Raw genomic sequence first — 21,548 nt, 5'->3', positions numbered from 1 at the left:
GTCGATGCTGCGAACCTAGCCCGACGACCGCGCCCCGGCGAGGATCCGCGCCCCCGTCCTGCCCGGGGGCTCGCCCGGCGGGGGCCGCGCCGCTATCGTCGCTGGCATGCAGCCGTCTGCTTCGCCCCGGGTCCTCGCGGTCGCGCGCGACGACGCCCACCGCTTCTCCAAGCCCGTCCGCCCGTCGATCACGCTCCTCGCCGGCCTCGGCGTGGAGGGCGACGCGCACCTCGGGACCACCGTCCAGCACCTCTCGCGGAAGCGCCGCGACCCGGACGCGCCCAACCTCCGCCAGGTGCACCTCGTCCACGCCGAGCTGCACGACGAGCTCGCGGAGAAGGGCTACCGGGTCGGCCCCGGCGACCTCGGCGAGAACGTCACGACCGCGGGCGTCCCGCTCCTCGACCTGCCCACCGGTACTCGCCTCCACCTCGGCGAGGACGCCGTGGTCGAGCTGACGGGTCTCCGGAACCCGTGCATCCAGATCGACAAGCTGGGATCGGGCGCCATGAAGGCCGTGCTCGACCGCGACGCCGACGGGAACGTCGTGCGGAAGTCCGGCGTGATGGGCGTCGTGATCACCGGCGGCGAGGTCCGCCCCGACGACGCCGTGCGCGTGGAGCTGCCCGCGGGCGAGCAGCTCGCGCTGCAGCCGGTCTGATGGTCGCGGACGTGCGGATCCTCGCGGCGGCGCTGGCCGGGTGCGGCGCGCTCGTCCTCGCGGTCGCGCTCGGCGCCGTGATGGGCGGCATCGCGGGCGAGGAGCCGGCCGGCATCCAGGTCGCGGGGGCGTTCGCCGCGGCCGGCGCCGTGATCCTGCTCGTGGCGCTCGGCGTGGAGATCGCACGCCGCCGGGGTCTCCGCCGCTAGGAGCGCGACCCGTCGGCGGGGCCGTCGACCTGCGGCGCGTCCGCCGATGCCGCGTCAAGCCCAGGCGGGAATGCGGGGGCATGCGCCCAGCCTGGCACGGCACCGCGGGAGGGCTGATCCGCGTCGGCGTCAGCCCCGGCAGCCGCAGCTCGCGCGCACCACGAGCTTCGTGCCGAGCCGCAGCGTCACGGGCTCGGCGGTCTGCGTGCCGGTCGTGGTGTCGATGAGGATGCGGGCCGCCGCGCGCCCCATCGCCTCCATGGGCTGCCGCACGGTGGTGAGGCGCGGCGTCGCGAGGAGGCCCGCGAGGATCCCGTCGAAGCCCGTGACCACGACGTCGCCCGGCACCTCGACGCCCTCCGCGCGCAGCAGGTCGACGAGGGCGAGCGCCAGCTGGTCGCTCGCGCACACGAGCGCGCGCGGCAGCCGCCCGGCGCGGAGGGCCTGGATCACCCCGCCGAAGCCGGATCCCTCGCCGAGCACCGTGTCGTCGAGCACCTCGTCGGACGCCGCGACCCCGAGCTCCGCGAGCGCGTCGCGGTACCCCTCGAAGCGCTCCCGGTAGTCGCCGACGCTCGTCGCGCCCACGAAGCCGAGGTCGGTGATCCCGTGCTCGAGCACGAGGTGCCGCACCAGCTCGCGCGCTCCCCCGGCGTTGTCGGACGTGACGCGGTGGTGCCCGTCCTCGGCCGGCGGGTAGCTGAACAGCACGATCGGCATGGCGAGCGAGACGCGCTTCAGCGACGCCGCGGCCGACGGCCCCGGGAAGATCGCGAGGCCGTCGACGCGGCCGGCCGACTCGGCGACCGCCGTGGCGGTGTCGCTGCCGCGGCTGAGCATCACCGGCCGGTCGTGGGCGCGGCACTCGAGCTCGAAGCCGCGTTGCACCTCGTCGACGTAGAGCGGGAACGCGCGCGGATCCGCCGCGATCTCGCCCGCGTCGTCCCACGGGATAAAGGTGCGGCCGGGAGCGAACGGCGTCGCGACCGCGGGCTCGGCGGGGCTCTCGGCGGGCGTGACGGGCTCGCGCTGCAGCGGCCGGTCGATGAGGAGGTCGAACGAGTGCAGCCCGAGCGCGCCCGTGCGGCCGCGGGCGAGGCCGCGGGCGGACGCGCTCGGCATGTAGCCGATCTCGCGCGCGGTCTCGAGCACCCGCTCGCGCGTGGCGGCGCTGATCTGGTCGGGGCGGCTGAACGCGAACGACACCGTCGCGATGGAGACCTTCGCGCGTTCGGCGACGTCGTAGACCGTGGGGCGCCGGGGGCTCATGCGACCGTCCTCTCTCCTGGAAGCGTAGGCGAGGCGGGCGCGCACGACCGAGCCCCGGCGCCCCGCGGGTCGGTCACGAGCGCGGGATCTCGCGCGCGGTCAGCGGATCCGGAGGCCGTGGTGCAGCGGGTACACCGGGTCCTCGGTGTCCGACGGCACGTCCGTCCGCGACGCCCGCACGGCGTCCATCGAGCGCGGGATCTCCACGGGCAGCCGCCCCTCGGGCGCGATGCGTCCCGTGAGCGCGGCGAGCACGGCGGCGTCGGAGCTGCCGTAGTCGACGGCGAGCGCGGCGGCGAACGGCACGAGCGGCGTCATGATCGCGGGACGGTCGAGGTTCACGACCACGACGAGCGGGCAGCGGTCGGCGATCCGCCGCAGCCGGTGCACGAGCCCGGGCGGGAACTCGAGCGACCCCTGGTGGAACCATGCCTCCAGGAACAGGTCCGACCGCGGCTCGAAGGGCGCACCGAGCCGCACGATCGCGAGGTCGGCGTCGTCGGGTCCTGCCGCGGGATCCGCCCAGCCGTCGAGCGCCTCGGGCCGCATGCCCTCGACGTGCACGCGGAGCCGGGGTCCGTCGACGGGCAGCGGCAGCGTGGGCCGGCCGTCGCGCTCGCGGTTCTCGAGCACGGTGACCGACGCGGCCTGCGCGCGGAAGCCGAGCTCGCGGAGATCCGCGCGGCCGACGATGCGCTCGGCGGCGTCCTCGTCGACGTACGGGTCGTCGAAGAGCCCGAGCCGGAACTTCACGAGCAGCAGGCGCCGCACCGACTCGTCGATGCGCGCCTCGCTGACGCGGCCGGAGGCCACGAGGTCGAGCAGCACGTCGACGCACTCCTCGCCGCCGAACTGGTCGCAGCCGGCCTCGATGATCCGCTCCATGCGCTCGTGCGGCGTCAGCTCCTCGACGCCCCACGCGCGCGCGGGCAGCACCTGGTCGCCGACGTGGTTGTCGTTCACGAGCTCCCAGTCGGTGACCACGACGCCGTCGTAGCCGAGCTCCTCGCGCAGGAGCCCCGTGATCACCTGCCGGTTGAAGCCGAAGCCCACCGGCTCGATCGCCTCGCCGTCGCGCACGAGGCCCTCGGGCATCCCGTAGTACGGCATCATCGCGGCTGTCCCGCGCTCGATCGCCTCGCGGAACGGCCGCAGGTGGTACTCGAACATGCCGCCCGGGTAGACCTGCTCGCGGCCGTACGGGAAGTGCGCGTCCTCGCCGTCCTTCTGCGGGCCGCCGCCCGGGAAGTGCTTGGTGGTGCAGGCGACGCTCGCGGATCCGAGCTCGTCACCCTGGAACCCCTGGAGGTACGCGGCCGTGAACTCGGCCACGCGGTCGGCGTCATGGCCGAGCGTCTGCGCCTGGCGGCCCCAGCGCGGCTCGGTGGCGAGGTCGATCTGCGGGTGCAGCGCCGCGCGGATCCCGACGGCCACGTACTCCTGCCGCGCGGCGTCGGCGAACGCGCGGATGGCGTCCACGTCGTCGAGCGCCGCGAGGCCGAGCGCCTCCGGCCACTGCGAGAACGGCCCGGCGGAGAAGGCGACGCCCGCGTTCTCGACGAAGGCGTGGCGCGGATCCGTGCTCACGGTCACGGGGATCCCATGCGGCGTCGACTCCGCGAGCTCCTGCAGCCGGTTGCTCCAGCGCGCGGCCTGCCGGGCTGTCCGGATCTCGTGCACGTTGAAGTGGTTCATCGCCTTGCCGACCACGACCTCCGTTGTCCCGGACTTCGAGATCGCGCCCGGCTCCTCCTTCAGCTCGCCGTCGGCGCCGACCTCGATCACGGTCTGGAACATGAGGCCCGCCTTCTCGGCGAGGCTGAGGCGCCCGACGAGGTCGGCGGTGCGCTCCTCGGGGCTCAGCCGCGGATCCTCGTACGGCGCCATCACCCCGTCGCCGTCGAGGTCGCGGAACCGGGTGCCGTCGGGGGCGGTGAGGAGCGTGCGCGGGGAGCGGGGCATGGGGGTCTCCAAGGGTCGGAGGCGGGAGGTGGTCACTTGAGGCCGGCGGTCGCGACGCCCTGGATGAAGTAGCGCTGCAGGAACACGAACAGAGCGAGGATCGGCGCGATCACCAGCACGGATCCCGCGAGCAGCAGGCCGTAGTCGGTCGCGTTCTGCCCGGTCGAGTACAGCGACAGCGCGATCGGCAGCGTGTACATGCCCTCGGTCTGCGCCGCGACGAGCGGCCAGAGGAAGTTGTTCCACGAGGCGAGGAACGTGAGGATGCCCAACGTCGCGAGCGGCGGCCCGCACAGCGGCATCACGATGCGGGAGAAGATGCGGAACTCCCCCGCGCCGTCGAGGCGCGCGGCCTCGATGAGCGCCTCGGGGATCCCGAGCATGAACTGCCGCATGAGGAACACCCCGATGGGCGCCGTGATGAACGGGAGGATCAGCGCCGCGTACGTGTTCACGAGGCCGAGCCCCGAGACCATGACGAACAGCGGCACGAAGGTGACGACGCCCGGCACCATGAGCGTCACCATCACGGTGAGGAACAGGATCCGCTTGCCCGGGAACTCCATCTTCGCGAGCGCGTAGCCCACCATCGAGCAGAAGACGAGGTTGCCGAGCACGGTGACGAGCGCGACGACCAGGCTGTTCGAGAAGAACGTGCCGAAGTCGAGCGGCCCGAACCACTTCGCGAAGTTGTCCGCGACGGGGTCCTGGGGCCACCACGTCGGCGGCCGCTGCAGGATCTCGCCCTGCGTCTTCACGGAGCCGAGCGCCATCCAGACGAACGGCAGGAGCCAGACGCAGAGCACGCCGGCGAGGACGAGGTAGACGATCGCGCGGGTGCGGCGACCGCGGTCGGTGCGGCGCCTGCGGCGCGGCGGGGTGCCGGCCCGGGCCTCGGCGACGACGGTGGCGGCGGGGGCGGATGCGGTGGTGGTCATGCGCGTGCCTTTCAGTCCTTCGACCGCAGCAGCCGGAACTGCAGCAGGCTGAGCAGGGCGATGGCGAGGAAGAGGACGTAGCTCGACGCGGAGGCGAGGCCGTACTCGCCGAAGCCGAACTGCCGGTACGTGTAGTACGCGACGGACAGCGTGGAGTCGAGGGGGCCGCCGCGCGTCATCACGAACGCCTCCTCGAAGAACTGCAGGAAGCCGACCGAGATGAGCACGGATCCGAGCAGCAGCGTCGGGCGCAGCAGCGGCAGCGTGACCGAGATCAGCCGGCGCCAGGGGCTCGCGCCGTCCATCACGGCCGCCTCCTGCACCTCCTCGGGCACGGCCTGCAGGCCCGCGAGGAAGATGATCATGAGGGTGCCGACGTTGCGCCACACCGCCATCGCGACGAGCGAGGGCAGCGCCCACGTGGTGTCGCTCAGCCAGTTGGGGCCGGTGATCCCGACCACCGCGAGCGCCGAGTTGAGCAGGCCGTCGGGCAGCAGGATGTAGCGCCACACGACGGAGACCGCGACGATGCTCGTCACGACGGGCGCGTAGAACCCGACGCGGAAGAACGACACGATGCGGCCCCGGCCCGAGTTGAGCGCGAGGGCCAGCGCGAGCGCCGTGACCATCGTCACCGGGATCCCGACGACCACGAAGAACGCGGTCACGCCGATGGAGCGGAGGAACGTGGCGTCGGTGAAGAGCTTCGCGTATTGGTCGAGGCCCGTGAAGTCGACCGCGAACGGGGAGCGGATGTCGGTCGCGCGGAAGTCCGTGAACGACATGGCGAACGAGCTCACCAGCGGCACGAGCATGAAGACCGCGAAGACGGCGACGAACGGGAGGCAGAACCCCCAGGCGATGAGCGCCTGGCGGCGGCGCTGCCGGGCGATGAGCGGGGACCGCGTGCGGCCGGGACGGGTCCCGGCCGCACGTCCTGCGGTGATGGCCAACGGCTACTCCGCCGAGCCGATGGAGTCGGCGTCCGACTGCAGCTTCGCGAGCGCGTCGGGCACCGAGGAGGTGCCGCGCCGGATCTGCTCGAGCGCCGAGTCCGCGGCGGATCCGACCTTCACCCAGTTCGTGCTCACGGGCACGGACTTCGCGGTCTTCAGCTGCTCGCCGAACGCGGCGAGGGTGGGGTCGGACTGCAGGGCGGGGTCCTGCCACGCGGACTGCGACGCGGGCAGGTCGCCCGTGGCGGCGTACCAGGCCGCCTGCGTGTCCGGCTGGCCGAGCCAGCGGGCGAGCTTCCACGCGGCGTCCTGGTTCTTCGCCTGGTCGAAGACGACGAGGTTCGCGCCGCCGCTGAACGACGCGGAGGTCTCCTTCGCCGGGAGCACCGCGGTGGCGAACTTGGACGCGAAGCCCTCGCCGCCGACGGCCTTCAGCTGGCCGATCTCGAAGGGGCCCTCGATGAGCATGGGCGTGGATCCGTCGACGAACGACGCCTCCTGCGCGCCGGACGAGACGTCGACGTCGGGGTCGGCGATGCCGTCGGCGAAGAAGCTGCCGTAGTACTCGTAGGCCTCCCGCATCTCGGGGGTGTCGAGGGTCCACTTCGCGCCGTCGGCGATCTCGGCGCCGTTCGACCACGGCATCCAGAGCGTGCCCTGGAACGCGTCGTTGCCGGCGGGGAGGCGGATGCCGTGCGCGGCGCCGGCCTTCGTCTGCATGTCGGACGCCATCTGCTTGAGCTCGTCCCACGTGGTGGGGGCCGTCGTCCAGCCGGCCTTCGCCGCGAGGTCGGTGCGGTAGTAGAGCACGCGGGTGTCGACGTACCAGGGGATGCCGGCGGCGCGGTCCTTCACGGAGTTGGTCGCGAGGGAGCCGGGGAAGGAGTCGCTCGCGTCGACGTCGGTCGGCACGGTGGTGAGGGCGTCGGCGAAGTCGGCCATCCACGTGGTGCCCATCATCGCGATGTCCGGGGTGGTGCCGCCCGCGATGGCGGTCTGGAACTTGTTGTGCGCGGCGTCCCACGGGATCGCCGTGACGTCGACCTCGACGCCGGGGTTGGCGTCCTCGAAGGTCTTCAGGAACGCGGGCAGGGCCTCGCCCTCCGCGCCCATCGCCCACATGGTGACCTTGCCGGTCGCGGGCGCGGAGCCGAGCGTGGTCGCGGCCGCGGCGCCGGATCCCTCGTCGGTGGACCGGCCGCAGCCGGTCAGCGCGACGGTGGCCGCCAGCACGGTCGCGACCGCGCCGAGACGCATGGATGTCTTCACGTGTTCCTCCTTGAACGAAGCGCCCGCGTCGCGAGCCGGTGAGTTACTTATGCGCATAAGAAGCGCAGCGTGTCGAGCATCTCATGGACCCCGACCAAGGGGCAAGCGCGGGATCCGACGGCGGCCATCCCGCGCTCTCGGACGGCTGTCGGGGTGCTATCGGGCGGATGTCGGGGAGCTGTCGGGTGCGCGTCGTGGTGCGGATCCGGACGGACCGCCAGGCTGGGCCCATGAACGAGACACGGGTGGCGGACCTCCGCCGCGAGCGGGGTTGGACGCAGGACAGGCTGGCCGAGGCCAGCGCGATCACGGTGCGCACGGTGCAGCGGCTGGAGGCGGGGAACGACGCGAGCCTCGAGACGCTGTCGCTCGTCGCGAAGGCGCTGGAGGTGCCCGTGCGGGATCTCTTCGCCGCCGTCGGCGCGGACGACTTCGGCCGGACGGTGTCCGCGCTCGACGACCGCGCGGAGCGGCAGCAGGAGAGGCGCGACACGCTGACGGACGGCTACCGGTCCCTGTACTCGGGCGTCGGGATCGTCTGGACCCTGCTCGTGGTGGCCGGCATCGCCACGCACGTGCTGCCCGGCGTCGCGGCGCTGCTCATCGGGGCGTACTGGGCGGGCGGCGCGCTGCTCTCGCGGTTCCTCCTGCGGGTGGTCGTGGGTCCCCGGCTCGACCGCGCGTACCCGCTGTCGCGCGACCGGTCGCTCGATGAGCGGGCGGTCAGGCGCGGTCGGCGGCGCCCGGTCTGATGCCGGGGGCGGCCGGCGTCGCCAACGGGGATCAGTCGTCCGCCGGCTGCGCGCCCTGCCGCTGGACGACGACCGCCGCGGCGTCGGCCGCGACGACGAGGGCGCCCTCGCGGTCGGCGCCCGCGGCGAGCGCGGAGGCCAGCGCGCCGCAGAAGGCGTCGCCCGCGCCCGTGGTGTCGACGACGCGGGAGACCCGCGACGCGGGCACCTCGACGCCGCCCCACATCGCGCCCTCGGCGCCGAGGGTCACGAGCAGCGACGCGGGCGCGGGCGTGCCCGACCCGCGGAGGAGGCCCGCCTCGTGCTCGTTGACGACGACGGGATCCGCGAGCGCCAGCACGTCGTCGGGCAGCGCGGCGAAGGGCGCCAGGTTGAGCACGACGCGGGCGCCGGCGGCGTGCGCGCGGCGGACGCCCGCGGCGACCGTGTCGAGGGGCAGCTCGAGCGAGGCGAGCAGGACATCGCCCGCCGCGAGCGCGTCGAGCGGATCCAGGTGGGCGTCGGTCACGCGGGCGTTCGCGCCGGGCGCGACGATGATCGTGTTCTCGCCGTCGTCGTCGACCGCGATGATCGCGAGGCCCGTCGTGGCGCCCGCGATCGTCGCGAGGCCGGACACGTCGATGCCGCGGTCGGCGAGGCGGGCGCGGTAGGCGGATCCGTCGGCGTCGTCGCCCACGGCCCCGACCATCGCGACCTCGCCGCCGGCGTCGGCCGCGGCGACCGCCTGGTTCGCGCCCTTGCCGCCCCAGAGCCGCTCGGGGTCGGATCCCATCAGGGTCTCCCCCGGCTGCGGGTGCCGCGGCACGCGCACCACCTGGTCGACGTTGAGCGATCCGAGCACGACGACGCGGCCCATGGGCACCTGCCTCCCCCGACCCGTGGCCGGCCGCGCCCGGGTGGCGCTCTCGGCCAGGGTACCGAGCGGATCCCCCGCCCGGCACCGCCCGGGCATCGCCGGGCCTGCCGCTACCGTGGGGAGGAGCCGACCGATCGGAGGCCGCCCGTGCCCGACCCCGACCGGCGCGCGCGAGCCGCGCCCTCCCCTCTTGATCTCCCGCTCGTTCGCGCTCATCTGGGTCGCGCAGACGCTCTCGGCCTTCGGCGAGTACGTGCTCGCGGCGACCGTGACCGTGTGGCTCGCGACGGGCCTCGCGCCCGGCGACCCGGCCCTGCCGCTCTACATCGGCGCCGTCATCGGCGCGACGAGCCTGCCGCGCCTCGTGCGCGCGCCGATCGCGGGCGTGCTCGTGGACCGGTGGCCCGCCCACCGGGTGATGGTCGCGGCCGACCTCGTGCGCGCCGCCCTCGTGCAGGTGGTCGTGCCCGCCGACCGGCGCGCGGCCGCCGCGGGACGCTCGCTGCTCGCGAGCACGGGCGTCGGGATCCTCTCGGCGATGACCGGCCCGGCCGTCTACGCGACCCTCGGGCCGGAGCCCGCGCTCGTGATGGACGCCGTGTCGTTCCTCGCGTCGGCGGGTCTGGTGCTCGCGGTGCGCGAGCGCGGGGCCGTCGCGGCGGGCATGGATCCGTCGGTCGCCTCCGCCCGCGCCCGCTTCCGCGGGGAGCTCGCCGCCGGGATCCGCATCGTGCGCGCGTCGCCGCGCCTGCGGGTCCTCGTGGCCGGCCTCGTGTTCGCGGTCTTCCTCGTCTCGCAGGGCCCGATCCTCCAGGCGGAGGCGCCCGTCGGCGCGATGGGCCGGGTGTCATCGCTCACGTCGACGGTGCTGGCCGCGTCGTCGCTCCTCGCCACGGTCGTGACGGCGCAGGCGCTCGCCCTCATCCCCGCGGACGCGCAGCCCGTCGGCTACCCGGTCGCGATCGCCGCGGCGGCCGTCGTCATGGGCGGCGCCGGGCTCGGGCTCGTGGCCAGCGGCCTCAGTCGAGGAAGAGGACCCGCAGCCGCCGCGTCGTGAAGACCAGGCCGATCGCCGTCATCACGGCGAAGTAGAGGACGTGGCCGAGGACCGCGATCGAGAGCGCGCCCGTCGTGAAGCCGCGCACGAGCTCCACGGCGTGCCAGAGCGGGAGCGCCTGGATGACCGTCTGGATCCACGGCGGGTACACCGAGAGCGGGTAGAAGGTCGCGGAGAACAGGAACATGGGCAGTAGGACGAAGTTGATCCAGTCCATCTGCTGGAAGGTCTTCATGTAGCTCGTCACTGCCATGCCGAAGCTCGCGAACGCGAGCGCGATCAGCACCACGGACGGCAGCGCGAGGATCGCCCACCACGACAGGTTGAGGCCGAGCACCTGCATCACGACGAGGAAGCCCGACGAGTAGACGACGCCGCGCAGCAGCGCCAGGCCGATCTCGCCGAACGCCACGTCGAGCGGGCCGAGCGAGGTCGCGAGCATGCCCTGGTAGAGCTTCGAGTGGTTCATCTTGAAGAAGACGTTCCAGGTGGAGTCGTAGACGGCGCCGTTCATGGCGGAGACCGCGAGGAGGGCGGGCGCGATGTAGGCGGCGTACGGCACGGGCTGGCCGGTGCTCGTGGTCACGTCGCCGACGATCGAGCCGAGGCCGATCCCCATCGCGAGCAGGTAGAAGACGGGCTCGAAGAAGCCGGAGAGCACGACGGTCCAGTTGGTGCTGCGGGTGGCGAGCAGGCCGCGGGAGAGCACCGAGCGGGCGTTGCCGACGTAGAGGGAGCGGGGGCCGCCGCGGCTGCGACGGGCGGCGGGCGCGGGGGCGTTCGCGGGCATCGTGGATCCGGTCATGCGCGCAGCCTCCTCGTCGCGACGCGGCGCGAGAGGGTCCAGCCCACCGCGAGCCAGAGCAGCAGGTACGCGACGTGCGCGACGGTCAGCCAGAGCGGCTCCTCCATGCCGTAGGTCGCGACGCGGCCGAGCTCGCTGCCGTGCCAGAGCGGCGAGATCCAGCCGATCCACTGCAGCCAGACCGGGAACTGCGTGAGCGGGAAGAACGTGCCCGAGAACAGCGACAGCGGGGTGATCACGAAGCGCATCACCATCGCGATCTGGCCGGTGTCCTGCGTGAGGGTCGCGACGTAGGCCATGAGCATCACGCCGATCGCCATGCCCGTGAGCACGGCGGCGCCGATCGCGAGGAACCCCGTGCCGAGCGGCACCGCGCCGAACAGGAGCATGAACGCGAAGTAGGCGATGCACGTGGGCGCCATGCGGATCGCGACGCCGACGACCTGCCCGTCGATGATCTGGGCGGGCGTCAGCGGCGACGCGTTCATCGCCTGGAAGACGGGGTTCCACTTGAAGCCGCCGAAGATCGGGTAGCTGAACTCCTCGCTCGCGACCGTCATGGCACTCGTCGCGAGGAGCGCCGGCGCCACGAAGACGAGGAAGCTGACGCCCAGGGCCTGGTTCGCGTCCGTGCCGCGGTCGACGACCGTGGCAAGGCCCACGCCGAGCGCGTAGAGGTAGACGTAGGGGCTCGCGATGCCGGTCGCGAGCGCGGTGCCGAGGTAGGCGCGGATCCCGAGCAGACGGTGCTCCGCGGCGTACCAGCCGCCGAAGCGGCGCGGGCGGACGCCGCCGGCGACGGCGGCCGCGCGGGTGTCGACGGCGCTCACTCGACCAGGCTCCGTCCCGTGAGGCGGAGGAAGACGTCCTCGAGGCTGGAGCGGCGCACGAGCGTCGTGATGGGCTTCAGGCCCTGCTCGAGGATCCGGCTGAGCACGGCCTCGCCGTCGGACGCGTACACGAGCACGCGGTCGGGCAGCACCTCCACGCGGTCGCCGTACCCGGCGATCTCGCGCGACGCGGACTCGTTGCGGTCGGAGCCGAAGCGCACCTCGAGCACCTCGCGGCTCGAGTGGTCGCGGATGAGGGACGCGGGCGAGCCCTCCGCCATGATCCGACCCTCGTCGACCACGACGATCCGGTCGCAGAGCTGCTCGGCCTCGTCCATGTAGTGCGTGGTGAGCACGAGCGTCGTGCCCTGCTCCTTGAGGCGGAACAGGCGGTCCCAGAGGATGTGGCGGGCCTGCGGGTCGAGGCCCGTGGTCGGCTCGTCGAGCAGCAGGATCCGCGGGTCGCTGATGAGGGCGCGCGCGATCGTGAGGCGCCGCTTCATGCCGCCGGAGAGGTCGTCGACCTTGGCGCCCGCGCGGTCGCTGAGCTGCGCGAACTCGAGCAGCTCGTCGGCGCGCGCCGCGACCTGCTTGCGCGGCAGGCCGAAGTAGCGGCCGTAGACGATGAGGTTGTCCCGCGCCTTGAGCTCCAGGTCGAGGTTGTCGGCCTGCGGCACGACGCCCAGCTGCGACCGGATCTCGGGGCCGTGCGTTTCGGGGTCGAGCCCGAGGATGTCGAGCGACCCTCCCGTGCGCGAGGAGACCGCGCCGATCATGCGCATGGTCGTGGACTTGCCGGCGCCGTTCGGGCCGAGCAGCCCGAAGGACTCGCCGGGCGCGACCTCGAAGGAGAGGCCGTCGACGGCGACGTGGTCGCCGTACTTCTTGACGAGGCGGTCGGCGGTGATGACGGGGGTGGACACGAGAAGCCAGCCTAGGGAGCGGGGCGGGTTTCCACCATGGGCGGGAATGCCGGGGGGCTCGCCGCCACGGCGGACGCGCGGCGGACGGCGCGTAGAGTCCTGATGGCGATGCGACGCGTCCGCTCCACCGGGCGCAGGCGCCCAGAGCTCCGGACCTCGCAGCCGTCCGACCTGCTGCCGCGCATCACGATCGCACCCACCACCCGGGAGACCACGCATGAGCACCGCCCGCCCCGAGACCGCCGCCGCGCCGCGCGCCCGCTCCCGCAACCCGTTCGCCCGCCGCGACGCCGCCGACGACGGGCCCCGCGCCCGCTTCTCGGAGCTCCTCCCCTACATCCTCGAGCAGCGCGGTCTCATGGCCTTCGTCGTGCTGCTGAGCGTGCTCGGCGCGGCCGCGAGCCTCGGCCAGCCGCTCCTCGTGCAGCGGGTCGTCGGCGTCGTGCAGGAGGGCGGCCAGCTGGGCGTGCTCGTCTGGGCGCTCGTCGGCCTGGTCGTCGTGTCCGGCGTGCTCTCCGGCTACCAGCACTACCTGCTGCAGCGCATGGGCGAGGGCATCGTCCTCTCGTCGCGGCGCACGCTCGTGCGCCGGATCCTCCGCCTCCCCATCTCCGAGTTCGACACGCGCCGCACGGGCGACCTCGTCTCGCGCGTCGGCTCCGACACCACGCTCCTGCGCGCCGTCCTCACGCAGGGCCTCGTCGAGGCGATCGGCGGCGCGGTCACGTTCCTCGGCGCCATCATCGCGATGCTCATCATCGACCCCGTGCTCCTCAGCCTCACCGTGCTGGTCGTCGCCGTCTCGGTTGTCGCGGTCGTGGGCCTGTCCGGGCGGATCCGCGTCGCCAGCCAGCGCGCGCAGCGCAAGGTGGGCGACCTGGCAGCGAGCGTCGAGCGGGCCATCGGCGCGATCCGCACGGTCCGCGCGAGCAACGCCACCGACCGCGAGATCCGCACCATCGAGGCCGACGCCGAGGGCGCCTGGGAGATGGGCATCAAGGTCGCGAAGGCGTCCGCCGTGGTCGTGCCGATCGCGGGCATCGCGCTGCAGGCGTCGTTCCTCGTGGTGGTCGGCGTGGGCGGATTCCGCGTCGCGTCGGGCGCCATCACGGTCGGCGACCTCGTGGCCTTCATCCTGTTCCTCTTCCTCATGATCATGCCGCTCGGCCAGGCGTTCGGTGCCGTGACCGCGGTCAACCAGGCGCTCGGCGCGCTCGGCCGGATCCAGGAGATCGTGAAGCTGCCGGTGGAGACCGACGGCGACGCCGAGCTCGCCGGGCGTCTCCGCGACGGCGTGCCTGCGGCGGCGGACCGCACGGACGCGCCCGCCGTCGAGCTCGAGGACGTGCGGTTCGCGTACCCGGTGGCGGCGGAGGCGGGCACGGGAGACGACGCGACGGACGAGGCACCCGCGGCCCCGGCGGACGCCGCGGACTCCGCTCCCGGCGCCGACCGCACGGGCGGCGGCGTCCTCCAGGGCATCAGCTTCCGCGCCGAGCGGGGAACGCGGATCGCGCTCGTCGGCCCCTCGGGCGCGGGCAAGAGCACGATCCTCGCTCTCATCGAGCGCTTCTACGACCCGACGTCCGGCGTCGTGCGCGTCGGCGGCCGCGACATCCGCACGCTCGACCGCGAGGATCTGCGCCGCCAGATCGGCTACGTCGAGCAGGACGCCCCCGTGCTCGCCGGCACGCTCCGCGAGAACCTCACGCTCACCGCGTTCGACGCGACCGACGAGGACTGCATCCAGGTCCTGCACGCCGTGAACCTCACCGAGGTGCTCGCCCGCAACGAGCTCGGCCTCGACGCGCCCGTGGGCGAGGACGGCATCATGCTCTCCGGCGGCGAGCGCCAACGCCTCGCGATCGCGCGCACGCTGCTGTCGGCCCCGCCGATCCTGCTGCTCGACGAGTCGACCTCCAGCCTCGACGGCCTCAACGAGCAGCTGCTCCGCAAGGCCATCGACGCGGTCGCCGAGCACCGCACCCTCATCGTGATCGCGCACCGGCTCTCGACCGTCGTCGACAGCGACCTCATCGTGGTCGTCGAGAAGGGCCGCGTCGTCGGCACCGGCACGCACGCGGAGCTCGTCGTCTCGACGCCGCTCTACCGCGACCTCGCGAAGCACCAGCTGCTCGTGTAGCGGCGCTCCGGCGCGATCACCCTCCCGGCGTCGGCTCCGTCCGATCCGGCGCGCTCAGGTGCATCTCCCGTGCCGCCAGGAACACCGGCAGGGCGACCGCGAACGCCACGAGCGGGGCCAGCAGCACGTAGATCCAGACGCGCCGCATCCGCAGCCGCCGCCCCTCGACGATGATGAAGACCACGCTCGCGACCGCCGCGATGAGCAGGTCCCACGAGAGCGACGAGACCGCCGGACCGCCCGCGGACAGGTCGGCGAGGAAGTCGCGGCCCTCCATGACGACGCGGATGTTCGCCGACCACGTCAGCACGAGGCCGGCCGCCGCGAGCACCAGGTAGACGACGGCGAGGCGCGTGGGGCGCCGGCGTGCGGGACGCGTGCTCATGGGGACCCCTTCTCGTGGATGTGGCCAGGCTAGGCGCTCACGTCGCGAGCTGCGCCGTCGGCCCGGGATCGGTCATGGACCTGCCCGCTGCCCGCCTGCGGACGGAGCGGCCCGCGCGATCAGCGGGCCGGCGCCGTCAGCGCGTAGAGCGCGACCGCGCTGGCCGCCGCCACGTTGAGCGAGTCGATGCCGTGCGCCATCGGGATCCGCACCACCGTGTCCGCCGACCGGATCGCCTCCGCCGACAGCCCCGGCCCCTCCGACCCGAGCACGATGGCGAGCCGCTCGTGCTCCTCGGCCGGGAAGTCGCGGATCGACACGGCGTCCGGCGTCAGCGCGAGCGCCGCCACATGGAACCCGGTGTCCGCCAGGGCGGCGCGCGTCTCCGGCCACTCCCCCGTGCGCGTCCACGGCACCTGCAGCACCGTGCCCATGCTGACGCGGATGGCCCGGCGGTAGAACGGATCCGTGCAGCGGGGCGTGACGAGCACCGCGTCCGCCCCGATCGCGCCGACCGAGCGGAAGATCGCGCCGACGTTGGTGGGATCCACGACGTCCTCGAGCACCACGACGCGCCGGGCATCCACGAGCAGCGACGCGACCGACGGCAGCGCCGGCCGGTCGAGCGACGCGACGACGCCGCGGTGCAGCACGTAGCCGGTGAGCTCCGCGAGGAGCTCGCCTGGCCCGGTGAACACCGGCACGTCCCGGTCGCCCACGAGCGCGAGCGCCTCGTCGACGGTGCCGCCGAGCGCCAGCACCGACCGCGGCACGTGCCCGGCCCTCAGCGCCCGCTCCAGCACCAGCGCGGATTCGGCCAGGTAGATCCCGTGCCCCGCGCCCTCGGCCTTGCGGAGCGCGACGTCGGTGCGGTGGCTGTAGTCGGCGAGCCGCGGATCCGCCAGGTCCTCGACCGGGACGACGTGCGCCACTACGACGCGAAGGGGTCGGGCGTGAGCGTGTACTTCGTGTTCAGGTACTCGTGGATCCCCTCGAGCCCGCCCTCCCGGCCGAGCCCCGACTGCTTCACGCCGCCGAACGGCGCGGCGGCGTTGGAGATGACGCCCATGTTGAGGCCGGTCATGCCCGTCTCGAGCCGCTCGATCATCCGCTGTCCGCGGGCGAGGTCCCGGGTGAAGACGTAGGAGACGAGCCCGAACTCGGTGTCGTTGGCGAGCCGCACTGCGTCGTCCTCGTCGTTGAACGGCACGATCGCGACGACCGGCCCGAAGATCTCCTCCCGCAGGATGTCGCTGCCCTCGGCGACGCCCGTGACGAGCGTCGGCGGGTAGAAGTGGCCCACGCCCTCGCCGGGCGCGCCGCCCGCGCGCACGGTGGCGCCGCGCTCGACGGCGTCGCGCACCAGCCGGTCGGCCTTGTCGACGGCGCGGCCGTCGATGAGCGGTCCGACCGTGACGCCCTCCTCGGTGCCGCGGCCGATCCGCATCCGGTCGATGCGCTCCTGCAGCCGGTCGGCGAACGCGTCCGCGATCGACGCCTCGACGATGAAGCGGTTCGCCGCCGTGCACGCCTGCCCGACGTTGCGGAACTTCGCCGCCATGGCGCCCTCCACGGCCTCGTCGAGGTCGGCGTCGGCGAAGACCATGAACGGCGCGTTGCCGCCGAGCTCGAGCGAGACGCGCAGCACGTTCTGCGCGGCCTGCGCGCCGAGCTGGCGGCCGACGGGCGTGGATCCGGTGAAGCTCAGCTTGCGGAGCCGCGGGTCGGCGATGAGCGGGCCGGTGACGTCGGCGGCCTCCGTGGTGGGGATCACGTTGAGGACGCCCGCGGGCAGCCCCGCCTCGGCCAGCAGCTCGGCGAACCGGAGCGTGGTGAGCGGCGTGAGGTCGGCAGGCTTGATGACCACGGTGCAGCCCGCGGCGAGCGCCGGCGCGATCTTGCGGGTCGCCATCGCGAGCGGGAAGTTCCAGGGGGTGATGAGCAGCACCGGCCCGACCGGATGCTGCGACACGATCATGCGGCCGGTCCCCTCGGGGTTCGTGCCGTAGCGGCCCGTGATGCGCACGGCCTCCTCGGAGAACCAGCGGAGGAACTCGCCTCCGTAGGTCACCTCGCCGAGCGACTCGGCCAGCGGCTTGCCCATCTCGAGCGTCATGAGGAGCGCGAACTCGTCCTTGCGCTCCTGGAGCAGGTCGAACGCGCGGCGGAGGATCTCGCCCCGGGCGCGCGGCGCCGTCGCCGCCCACGCCGCCTGCGCGTCGACCGCCGCGTCGAGGGCGCGCGCGCCGTCCGCGGGGCTCGCGTCGGCGACGTGCGCGATGACGGCGTCGGTCGCGGGATCCCGGACCTCGAACGTCGACCCGCCCTCCGCGTCCACCCGCTCGCCCGCGATGAGCAGGGTGGTGGGCGTGCCCGACAGGAGGTCGGTCTCGGTGGATGCGCTCATGGTGTCCTCGCTTCTTCCGTGAGGTGTCGTGCTCGTGTTCGTCCTCGCGCTGGTGCGCGCCCGGGCTCGCGGCCGCGCCGGCCGCGCCGACCGTCAGTCGGCCGGACCCTCGACGATCTCGGCCCCGGCGTCGCGCAGGCGGTCGAGGGCGGCGGCGCTGGTGGCCGGCGCGACGCCCGCGACGAGGTCGGCGAGGATCCGCACGCGCTTGCCCTGGTGCACCGCGTCGAGCGCCGAGGCGAGCACGCAGTAGTCGGTCGCGAGGCCGACCACGTCGATGTCGGTGATCCCGTGCAGTGCCAGCAGGTCCGCCAGCGGCACGCCGTCCTCCGTCGTGCCCTCGAAGATCGAGTAGGCGGGCGCGCCCTGGCCCTTCTGGACGTGGAAGTCGACGGCGGTGACGTCGAGGTCGGGGTGGTACTCGGCGCCGTGGGTGCCCTGCACGCAGTGCTCGGGCCAGGTGGTGGAGTAGTCGGGGACGGTGCCGGCCGCGGCGAAGTGCCCGCCGTTGCCGCCCGTGGCCTCGTGCCAGTCGCGGGACGCGAGCACGTGGTCGTAGCGGTACGGCTCCGCGGCGAGGAGGCGGGTGATCCCCCGCGCGACGTCGCCGCCGCCGTCGACGCCGAGCGCGCCGCCCTCCGTGAAGTCGTTCTGCACGTCGATGATGAACAAGGCCCTGCTCATGCGCCGCTCCTTCCCCGGGCCGGGCCCGGTGCCGTGTGTCCGCCGCCCGGGACCGGGCCGCGCGTCACTCGTCCACCAGATCCGCCCCGCAGCGGTACGTGCCCGCTGCCAGCGCGTCCAGGGCGATCTTCGCGTCCCCCGTCACGTTCCCGATGGCGTAGAAGGCGAAGGTCAGCTTCGTGCCGTCCGCCGCGTCGACGATGCCGGCGAGGGTGTAGCCGGTGTCGATCCAGCCGGTCTTGGCCACGACGTGCCCGCGGGCGACCGCGCTGTCGCCGGTGAAGCGGCTGGAGAGCGTGCCGGTGCGGCCCGCGACCGGCAGGCCGTCGTGCAGGTAGCCGAGCGCCTGCTGGCGCTGGTCGACCTGGATCATCAGCTGGGCCAGGAGCGACGGCGGCACCCGGTTGTCGGGGCTGAGGCCCTGGCCGTCGACGATGGTGAGCGTGGAGGTGTCGAGCCCGTACGCCTGCAGGGCCTTCGGGATCCCTGCTGCCAGCGACTGCTGCGTGTTCCCCGCGCCGACCTGGATGCTCACGAGCCGCGCGAGCGACTCCGCGAGCACGTTGTCGGAGTTGATGAGCGCGGTCTGGATGAGCGACGACACCGGCTGCGACTCGACCTTGCCGAGCACCGCGGCGCCGGCGGGAGCCGTGCCCTGCGTGACGTCGGCGGACCCGCCGAGCATGGAGCGGAAGGTGCTGCCGACGCGCGCCAGCGGATCCTCGCTGCGGGCGGAGACGACGGCGGCGGGATCCGCCCGGTCGGCGTCGAGCTGCAGCGGCGTCATGAAGCTCGAGTACCCCGCCTTCCGCTCGGTCGCGGCCCAGGACGGTGCCCAGGTCTCGCCGGAGAACAGGGAGGTGTCGAGCACGATGCGGGTGATGGGCGTGCCGGCCGTCGCCGGATCCGCGGCCCAGGCCGCGCGCACCTGCTGGGCGAGGTCGCTGAGGCGGGGCGCACCCGGGTAGACCGAGCTGCCGGAGGTGAGGCGCGACAGGGTCGGGTCCCCGCCGCCGACCAGAACCACCGTGCCCGGCTCGGACCCGCGCACCACCGTGGTGGCGATGCGGCGATCGGGGCCGAGCGCCGCGAGGGCGGCGGCCGAGGTGATGACCTTCATGACGCTCGCCGTGCGCTCCGGCGTGCTGCCGTTCCGGTCGAACAGCACGCGGCCGGTCGCGGCGTCGCGGACCTGGCCCTCGAAGGTGGCGAGGCGCGGATCCTGCGCCAGGGACGCGATGGAGCACATGCGGAGGTCGCGCGCGGCGGCCTGGTCGGCAGGCGCGGGCCGCGGCGGCGCCTCGGTGGGCGTCGGGCTCGGGGTGGGCGTCGGATCCGCGGTGGCGGCGACGCTCGTGGAGTCGCTGCCGGCACGGCCCGTGAGAGCGCCGGCGCCGACGGCACCGGCGGCGAGCAGGGCGACCACGGCGACGGCAGCCGGCAGGGAGCGGGTGCGACGGCGGTCACGGGCGCGGGACGCGCGGGCGACCCGATCGGTGCGGTCGGCGCGCGCGCGGTCGGGGCCGTCGGCTGGGGATCGCATGGGGCCATGTTAGACGCCGGGCCCGAGGGTCCGTCCGGCCGCCGGCACCCCGGGGACGTGGCCGACGAGGTCGCCCTGTGGGGGACGGGGATGCCGCGTCGCGCCTCGTCGACGGACGACGGGAGGGGACGGGGAGGAGGGATGGTGGAGCCGCCTGTCAGAATCGAACTGACGACCTTCTCATTACGAGTGAGATGCTCTACCGACTGAGCTAAGGCGGCCCGGCCCGGACTCAGCGAGTACCGGGCACGAATAGAGAGCATACCGGATGCCGGAGGCTGCTCCCGCACACGGACGGCGCAGGGCCGCCCCGCCCGGGGCCCGGCGCACCCGGGTCACCCGCAGGTCGTGCCGGAAGCCGGCGGATCCCCGCCCAGCAGGTAGCCGTCCACCGCGGACACGATGCACGGATCCCGCTCGTCATAGGCGATGTGCCCCTCGCCGCGGTAGGTGAGGAGCACGCCCGAGGAGAGCTGGCCCGCGAGCGCCTCGGCCCACGAGTAGGGCGTGGCCGGATCGCCCGTGGTCCCGACGACGACGATGGGCGCCGCGCCCTCCGCCGACACGGGCGCCGGGGCATCCCGGGCCGGGTACGGCCAGTTGCCGCAGAGCGGGTCCGGCTCGCCGTCGCGGGAGGTGTCGTCGTCGGCCAGCTCGCCGGCGGCGGCCCGGATCTCGGCCGCCTCCGTCACGAGCACCGCCGGATCGCGCTCCACCGGGTAGTTGATGCACTGGATGGCGAGGAACGCCTCGGAGAAGTTGCCGCTGTACGTGCCGTCGGGCTTGCGACCGAAGTAGGAGTCGGCGAGCGCGAAGGCCGTACCGGACTCGCCGCGGAGGGCCTCGGCGAACGCGGTCGTGAGCGCCGGCCACTGCTGCTCGCTGTAGAGCGCGGAGTCGATGGCGCTGCGCATGACCTGCCCGTCGAGCTCGCGCCCGTCGGCGGCGCGCAGCGGACTCTGGTCGAGGCGGTCGAGGAGGGTCGCGACGGTCTCCTCGCCCTCGTCGACGGATCCGCGGAACGGGCACCCCTGACCCGCGAGGCACGCCGCCATGTACGACTCGAACGAGGTGCGGAATCCCTTCGTCTGCGCGAGCAGCACATCGAACGAGCTCGCGGCCGGGTCCGTCGCGCCGTCGAGCACCATGCGCCCCACGTGCCCGGGGAAGTCCTGCGCGTACTGCGCGCCGATGCTCGTGCCGTAGGAGTAGCCGAGGTAGTTCAGCCTCTCGTCGCCCACCAGGGCTCGCAGCATGTCGAGGTCGTGCACGGTGCTCTGCGTGTCGATGAACTGCAGCAGCGGGCCGGATCGGGCGGCGCAGGACTCCGCGAACGACTTCGACGCCTGCACCAGCTCCTCGTCGTGCGCCGGGGTGCCGGGAGGCGCCTCGGTCTCGCCGTAGAGGAAGGAGTCGAGCTGGGCGTCGTCGAGGCAGTCGACGGCGGTCGACGCCCCCACGCCGCGGGGATCCCAGCCGATGACGTCGTACGCGTCCTGCAGGTCGCGCGAGACCGCGTAGTCGACGCTGGCCTTCACGAAGTCGACGCCGGACGCGCCCGGTCCGCCCGGGTTGACGAAGAGCGATCCGCGCGGCCCGTCGGCGCCGCGGGCGGTGTGCCGCACGAGGGCGAGCTGGATGTCGGTGGCCGGATCCGGCGCGGACCAGTCGAGCGGCGCCGTCGCGGTCGCGCACTGCGCGCCGTCCTCGCACGGGGACCACGCGAGGGTCTGCTCGTAGTACCGCGCGAGGTCGGGCGCGACGTCCTCCGTCGTCGGGCTCGACGTGGAGCTGCGCGGCTCGGGCACGGGGATGAGGCCGCAGCCGCTGAGCGCGACGGCCGCGGCGAGGAGGACCGCGCCCAGGGATCCAGCACGGCGGACGGACATCATCCGCGTC

Annotated in this window: 20 protein-coding genes and 1 tRNA gene; 5 read left to right on the top strand and 16 right to left on the bottom strand. The window is 73.7% G+C overall.

Annotated features, from left to right (window positions below; all coding sequences use genetic code 11):
• The first annotated feature begins 106 nt into the window (after window positions 1-106).
• Both CMN_RS04450 and CMN_RS04445 read left to right on the top strand, forming a co-directional pair.
• Window positions 107-661, top strand: coding sequence for an MOSC domain-containing protein (locus CMN_RS04450; RefSeq protein WP_015489653.1), 555 nt, complete (start codon window positions 107-109; stop codon window positions 659-661).
• Entirely contained in the window at window positions 661-870 is a 210-nt protein-coding gene (locus tag CMN_RS04445; RefSeq protein WP_015489652.1) for a hypothetical protein, read from the top strand. The genes CMN_RS04450 and CMN_RS04445 overlap by 1 nt, the downstream gene beginning before the upstream one ends.
• A 129-nt stretch (window positions 871-999) precedes the next feature.
• Here the strand turns inward: CMN_RS04445 and CMN_RS04440 are convergent, their stop codons facing one another.
• The 5 genes from CMN_RS04440 to CMN_RS04420 form a co-directional block, all read right to left on the bottom strand.
• Window positions 1,000-2,139, bottom strand: a complete 1,140-nt coding sequence (locus CMN_RS04440) for a LacI family DNA-binding transcriptional regulator (RefSeq protein WP_015489651.1) — start codon at window positions 2,137-2,139, stop codon at window positions 1,000-1,002.
• 99 nt (window positions 2,140-2,238) lie between these two features.
• Window positions 2,239-4,101: a glycoside hydrolase family 3 protein gene (locus CMN_RS04435; RefSeq protein WP_015489650.1), complete on the bottom strand. Its 1,863-nt coding sequence runs from the start codon at window positions 4,099-4,101 to the stop codon at window positions 2,239-2,241.
• Window positions 4,102-4,133: 32 nt separating this feature from the next.
• A complete protein-coding gene (locus CMN_RS04430; protein ID WP_015489649.1) occupies window positions 4,134-5,039 on the bottom strand; it encodes a carbohydrate ABC transporter permease in 906 nt (301 codons plus the stop codon).
• Window positions 5,040-5,050: 11 nt separating this feature from the next.
• On the bottom strand, window positions 5,051-5,992 hold the full coding sequence (locus tag CMN_RS04425) for a carbohydrate ABC transporter permease (protein ID WP_015489648.1): 942 nt from the start codon (window positions 5,990-5,992) through the stop codon (window positions 5,051-5,053).
• Window positions 5,993-5,995: 3 nt separating this feature from the next.
• Window positions 5,996-7,264, bottom strand: coding sequence for an extracellular solute-binding protein (locus tag CMN_RS04420; protein ID WP_015489647.1), 1,269 nt, complete (start codon window positions 7,262-7,264; stop codon window positions 5,996-5,998).
• 230 nt (window positions 7,265-7,494) lie between these two features.
• Here CMN_RS04420 and CMN_RS04415 point away from each other — a divergent pair, with 230 nt between their 5' ends.
• Entirely contained in the window at window positions 7,495-8,016 is a 522-nt protein-coding gene (locus CMN_RS04415; RefSeq protein ID WP_015489646.1) for a helix-turn-helix transcriptional regulator, read from the top strand.
• Between the two features lie 31 nt (window positions 8,017-8,047).
• Here CMN_RS04415 and CMN_RS04410 read toward each other — a convergent pair whose 3' ends face one another.
• On the bottom strand, window positions 8,048-8,872 hold the full coding sequence (locus CMN_RS04410) for a ribokinase (protein WP_172638674.1): 825 nt from the start codon (window positions 8,870-8,872) through the stop codon (window positions 8,048-8,050).
• A gap of 190 nt (window positions 8,873-9,062) precedes the next feature.
• On the opposite strand from CMN_RS04410, the gene CMN_RS04405 reads away from it, so the two are divergent.
• A complete protein-coding gene (locus CMN_RS04405; RefSeq protein WP_231853778.1) occupies window positions 9,063-9,929 on the top strand; it encodes an MFS transporter in 867 nt (288 codons plus the stop codon).
• Here CMN_RS04405 and CMN_RS04400 read toward each other — a convergent pair.
• From CMN_RS04400 to CMN_RS04390, 3 genes are read right to left on the bottom strand one after another with little or no spacing between them, the layout of a single operon-like run.
• Window positions 9,892-10,734 carry an ABC transporter permease gene (locus CMN_RS04400; protein WP_015489644.1) on the bottom strand — a complete coding sequence of 281 codons (843 nt, stop codon included), beginning with the start codon at window positions 10,732-10,734 and terminating at the stop codon, window positions 9,892-9,894. The two genes, CMN_RS04405 and CMN_RS04400, sit on opposite strands and share 38 nt — an antisense overlap.
• The gene (locus tag CMN_RS04395; RefSeq protein ID WP_015489643.1) at window positions 10,731-11,564 is read right to left on the bottom strand and encodes an ABC transporter permease; all 834 of its coding nucleotides are present in this window, start codon (window positions 11,562-11,564) and stop codon (window positions 10,731-10,733) included. The genes CMN_RS04400 and CMN_RS04395 overlap by 4 nt, the downstream gene beginning before the upstream one ends.
• Entirely contained in the window at window positions 11,561-12,487 is a 927-nt protein-coding gene (locus tag CMN_RS04390) for an ABC transporter ATP-binding protein (RefSeq protein WP_015489642.1), read from the bottom strand. Before CMN_RS04390 ends, CMN_RS04395 begins: the two co-directional genes overlap by 4 nt.
• A gap of 217 nt (window positions 12,488-12,704) precedes the next feature.
• Between CMN_RS04390 and CMN_RS04385 the strand changes: the two genes are divergently transcribed.
• Window positions 12,705-14,630 (top strand): ABC transporter ATP-binding protein, encoded by a 1,926-nt coding sequence (locus tag CMN_RS04385; RefSeq protein WP_015489641.1) that lies wholly within the window; start codon window positions 12,705-12,707, stop codon window positions 14,628-14,630.
• Window positions 14,631-14,646: 16 nt separating this feature from the next.
• Here the strand turns inward: CMN_RS04385 and CMN_RS04380 are convergent, their stop codons facing one another.
• From CMN_RS04380 to CMN_RS04350, 7 genes are all read right to left on the bottom strand, one after another.
• Window positions 14,647-15,015 carry a DUF2834 domain-containing protein gene (locus tag CMN_RS04380; protein ID WP_015489640.1) on the bottom strand — a complete coding sequence of 123 codons (369 nt, stop codon included), beginning with the start codon at window positions 15,013-15,015 and terminating at the stop codon, window positions 14,647-14,649.
• A 119-nt stretch (window positions 15,016-15,134) separates the two neighbouring features.
• Window positions 15,135-15,947 (bottom strand): TrmH family RNA methyltransferase, encoded by an 813-nt coding sequence (locus tag CMN_RS04375; RefSeq protein WP_015489639.1) that lies wholly within the window; start codon window positions 15,945-15,947, stop codon window positions 15,135-15,137.
• A complete protein-coding gene (locus tag CMN_RS04370; RefSeq protein ID WP_015489638.1) occupies window positions 15,947-17,422 on the bottom strand; it encodes an NAD-dependent succinate-semialdehyde dehydrogenase in 1,476 nt (491 codons plus the stop codon). The genes CMN_RS04375 and CMN_RS04370 overlap by 1 nt, the downstream gene beginning before the upstream one ends.
• A 93-nt stretch (window positions 17,423-17,515) precedes the next feature.
• On the bottom strand, window positions 17,516-18,106 hold the full coding sequence (locus CMN_RS04365; protein ID WP_015489637.1) for an isochorismatase family protein: 591 nt from the start codon (window positions 18,104-18,106) through the stop codon (window positions 17,516-17,518).
• A 64-nt stretch (window positions 18,107-18,170) separates the two neighbouring features.
• Window positions 18,171-19,649, bottom strand: a complete 1,479-nt coding sequence (dacB, locus tag CMN_RS04360; protein ID WP_015489636.1) for a D-alanyl-D-alanine carboxypeptidase/D-alanyl-D-alanine endopeptidase — start codon at window positions 19,647-19,649, stop codon at window positions 18,171-18,173.
• Window positions 19,650-19,794: 145 nt separating this feature from the next.
• A tRNA-Thr gene (locus CMN_RS04355) sits at window positions 19,795-19,870 on the bottom strand.
• A 114-nt stretch (window positions 19,871-19,984) separates the two neighbouring features.
• Window positions 19,985-21,541 carry an alpha/beta hydrolase gene (locus CMN_RS04350; RefSeq protein WP_227077745.1) on the bottom strand — a complete coding sequence of 519 codons (1,557 nt, stop codon included), beginning with the start codon at window positions 21,539-21,541 and terminating at the stop codon, window positions 19,985-19,987.
• Between the last annotated feature and the right edge of the window lie 7 nt (window positions 21,542-21,548).

Origin of the sequence: Clavibacter nebraskensis NCPPB 2581 (assembly GCF_000355695.1) — a bacterium.
Taxonomy (GTDB): domain Bacteria; phylum Actinomycetota; class Actinomycetes; order Actinomycetales; family Microbacteriaceae; genus Clavibacter; species Clavibacter nebraskensis.
The sequence above is the reverse complement of the archived record's forward strand: the minus strand, read 5'-3'. Positions and strand labels throughout refer to the sequence as shown.

Excerpts from the sequence above, each read along its gene's own strand:
- CMN_RS04435 (WP_015489650.1), bottom strand. The coding sequence starts at position 4,101 with ATGCCCCGCTCCCCGCGCACGCTCCTCACCGCCCCCGACGGCACCCGG.
- CMN_RS04430 (WP_015489649.1), bottom strand. The coding sequence starts at position 5,039 with ATGACCACCACCGCATCCGCCCCCGCCGCCACCGTCGTCGCCGAGGCC.
- CMN_RS04410 (WP_172638674.1), bottom strand. The coding sequence starts at position 8,872 with ATGGGCCGCGTCGTCGTGCTCGGATCGCTCAACGTCGACCAGGTGGTG.
- dacB (WP_015489636.1), bottom strand. The coding sequence starts at position 19,649 with ATGCGATCCCCAGCCGACGGCCCCGACCGCGCGCGCGCCGACCGCACC.
- CMN_RS04445 (WP_015489652.1), top strand. The coding sequence starts at position 661 with ATGGTCGCGGACGTGCGGATCCTCGCGGCGGCGCTGGCCGGGTGCGGC.
- CMN_RS04380 (WP_015489640.1), bottom strand. The coding sequence starts at position 15,015 with ATGAGCACGCGTCCCGCACGCCGGCGCCCCACGCGCCTCGCCGTCGTC.
- CMN_RS04415 (WP_015489646.1), top strand. The coding sequence starts at position 7,495 with ATGAACGAGACACGGGTGGCGGACCTCCGCCGCGAGCGGGGTTGGACG.
- CMN_RS04370 (WP_015489638.1), bottom strand. The coding sequence starts at position 17,422 with ATGAGCGCATCCACCGAGACCGACCTCCTGTCGGGCACGCCCACCACC.
- CMN_RS04440 (WP_015489651.1), bottom strand. The coding sequence starts at position 2,139 with ATGAGCCCCCGGCGCCCCACGGTCTACGACGTCGCCGAACGCGCGAAG.
- CMN_RS04400 (WP_015489644.1), bottom strand. The coding sequence starts at position 10,734 with ATGACCGGATCCACGATGCCCGCGAACGCCCCCGCGCCCGCCGCCCGT.
- CMN_RS04450 (WP_015489653.1), top strand. The coding sequence starts at position 107 with ATGCAGCCGTCTGCTTCGCCCCGGGTCCTCGCGGTCGCGCGCGACGAC.
- CMN_RS04385 (WP_015489641.1), top strand. The coding sequence starts at position 12,705 with ATGAGCACCGCCCGCCCCGAGACCGCCGCCGCGCCGCGCGCCCGCTCC.
- CMN_RS04350 (WP_227077745.1), bottom strand. The coding sequence starts at position 21,541 with ATGATGTCCGTCCGCCGTGCTGGATCCCTGGGCGCGGTCCTCCTCGCC.
- CMN_RS04365 (WP_015489637.1), bottom strand. The coding sequence starts at position 18,106 with ATGAGCAGGGCCTTGTTCATCATCGACGTGCAGAACGACTTCACGGAG.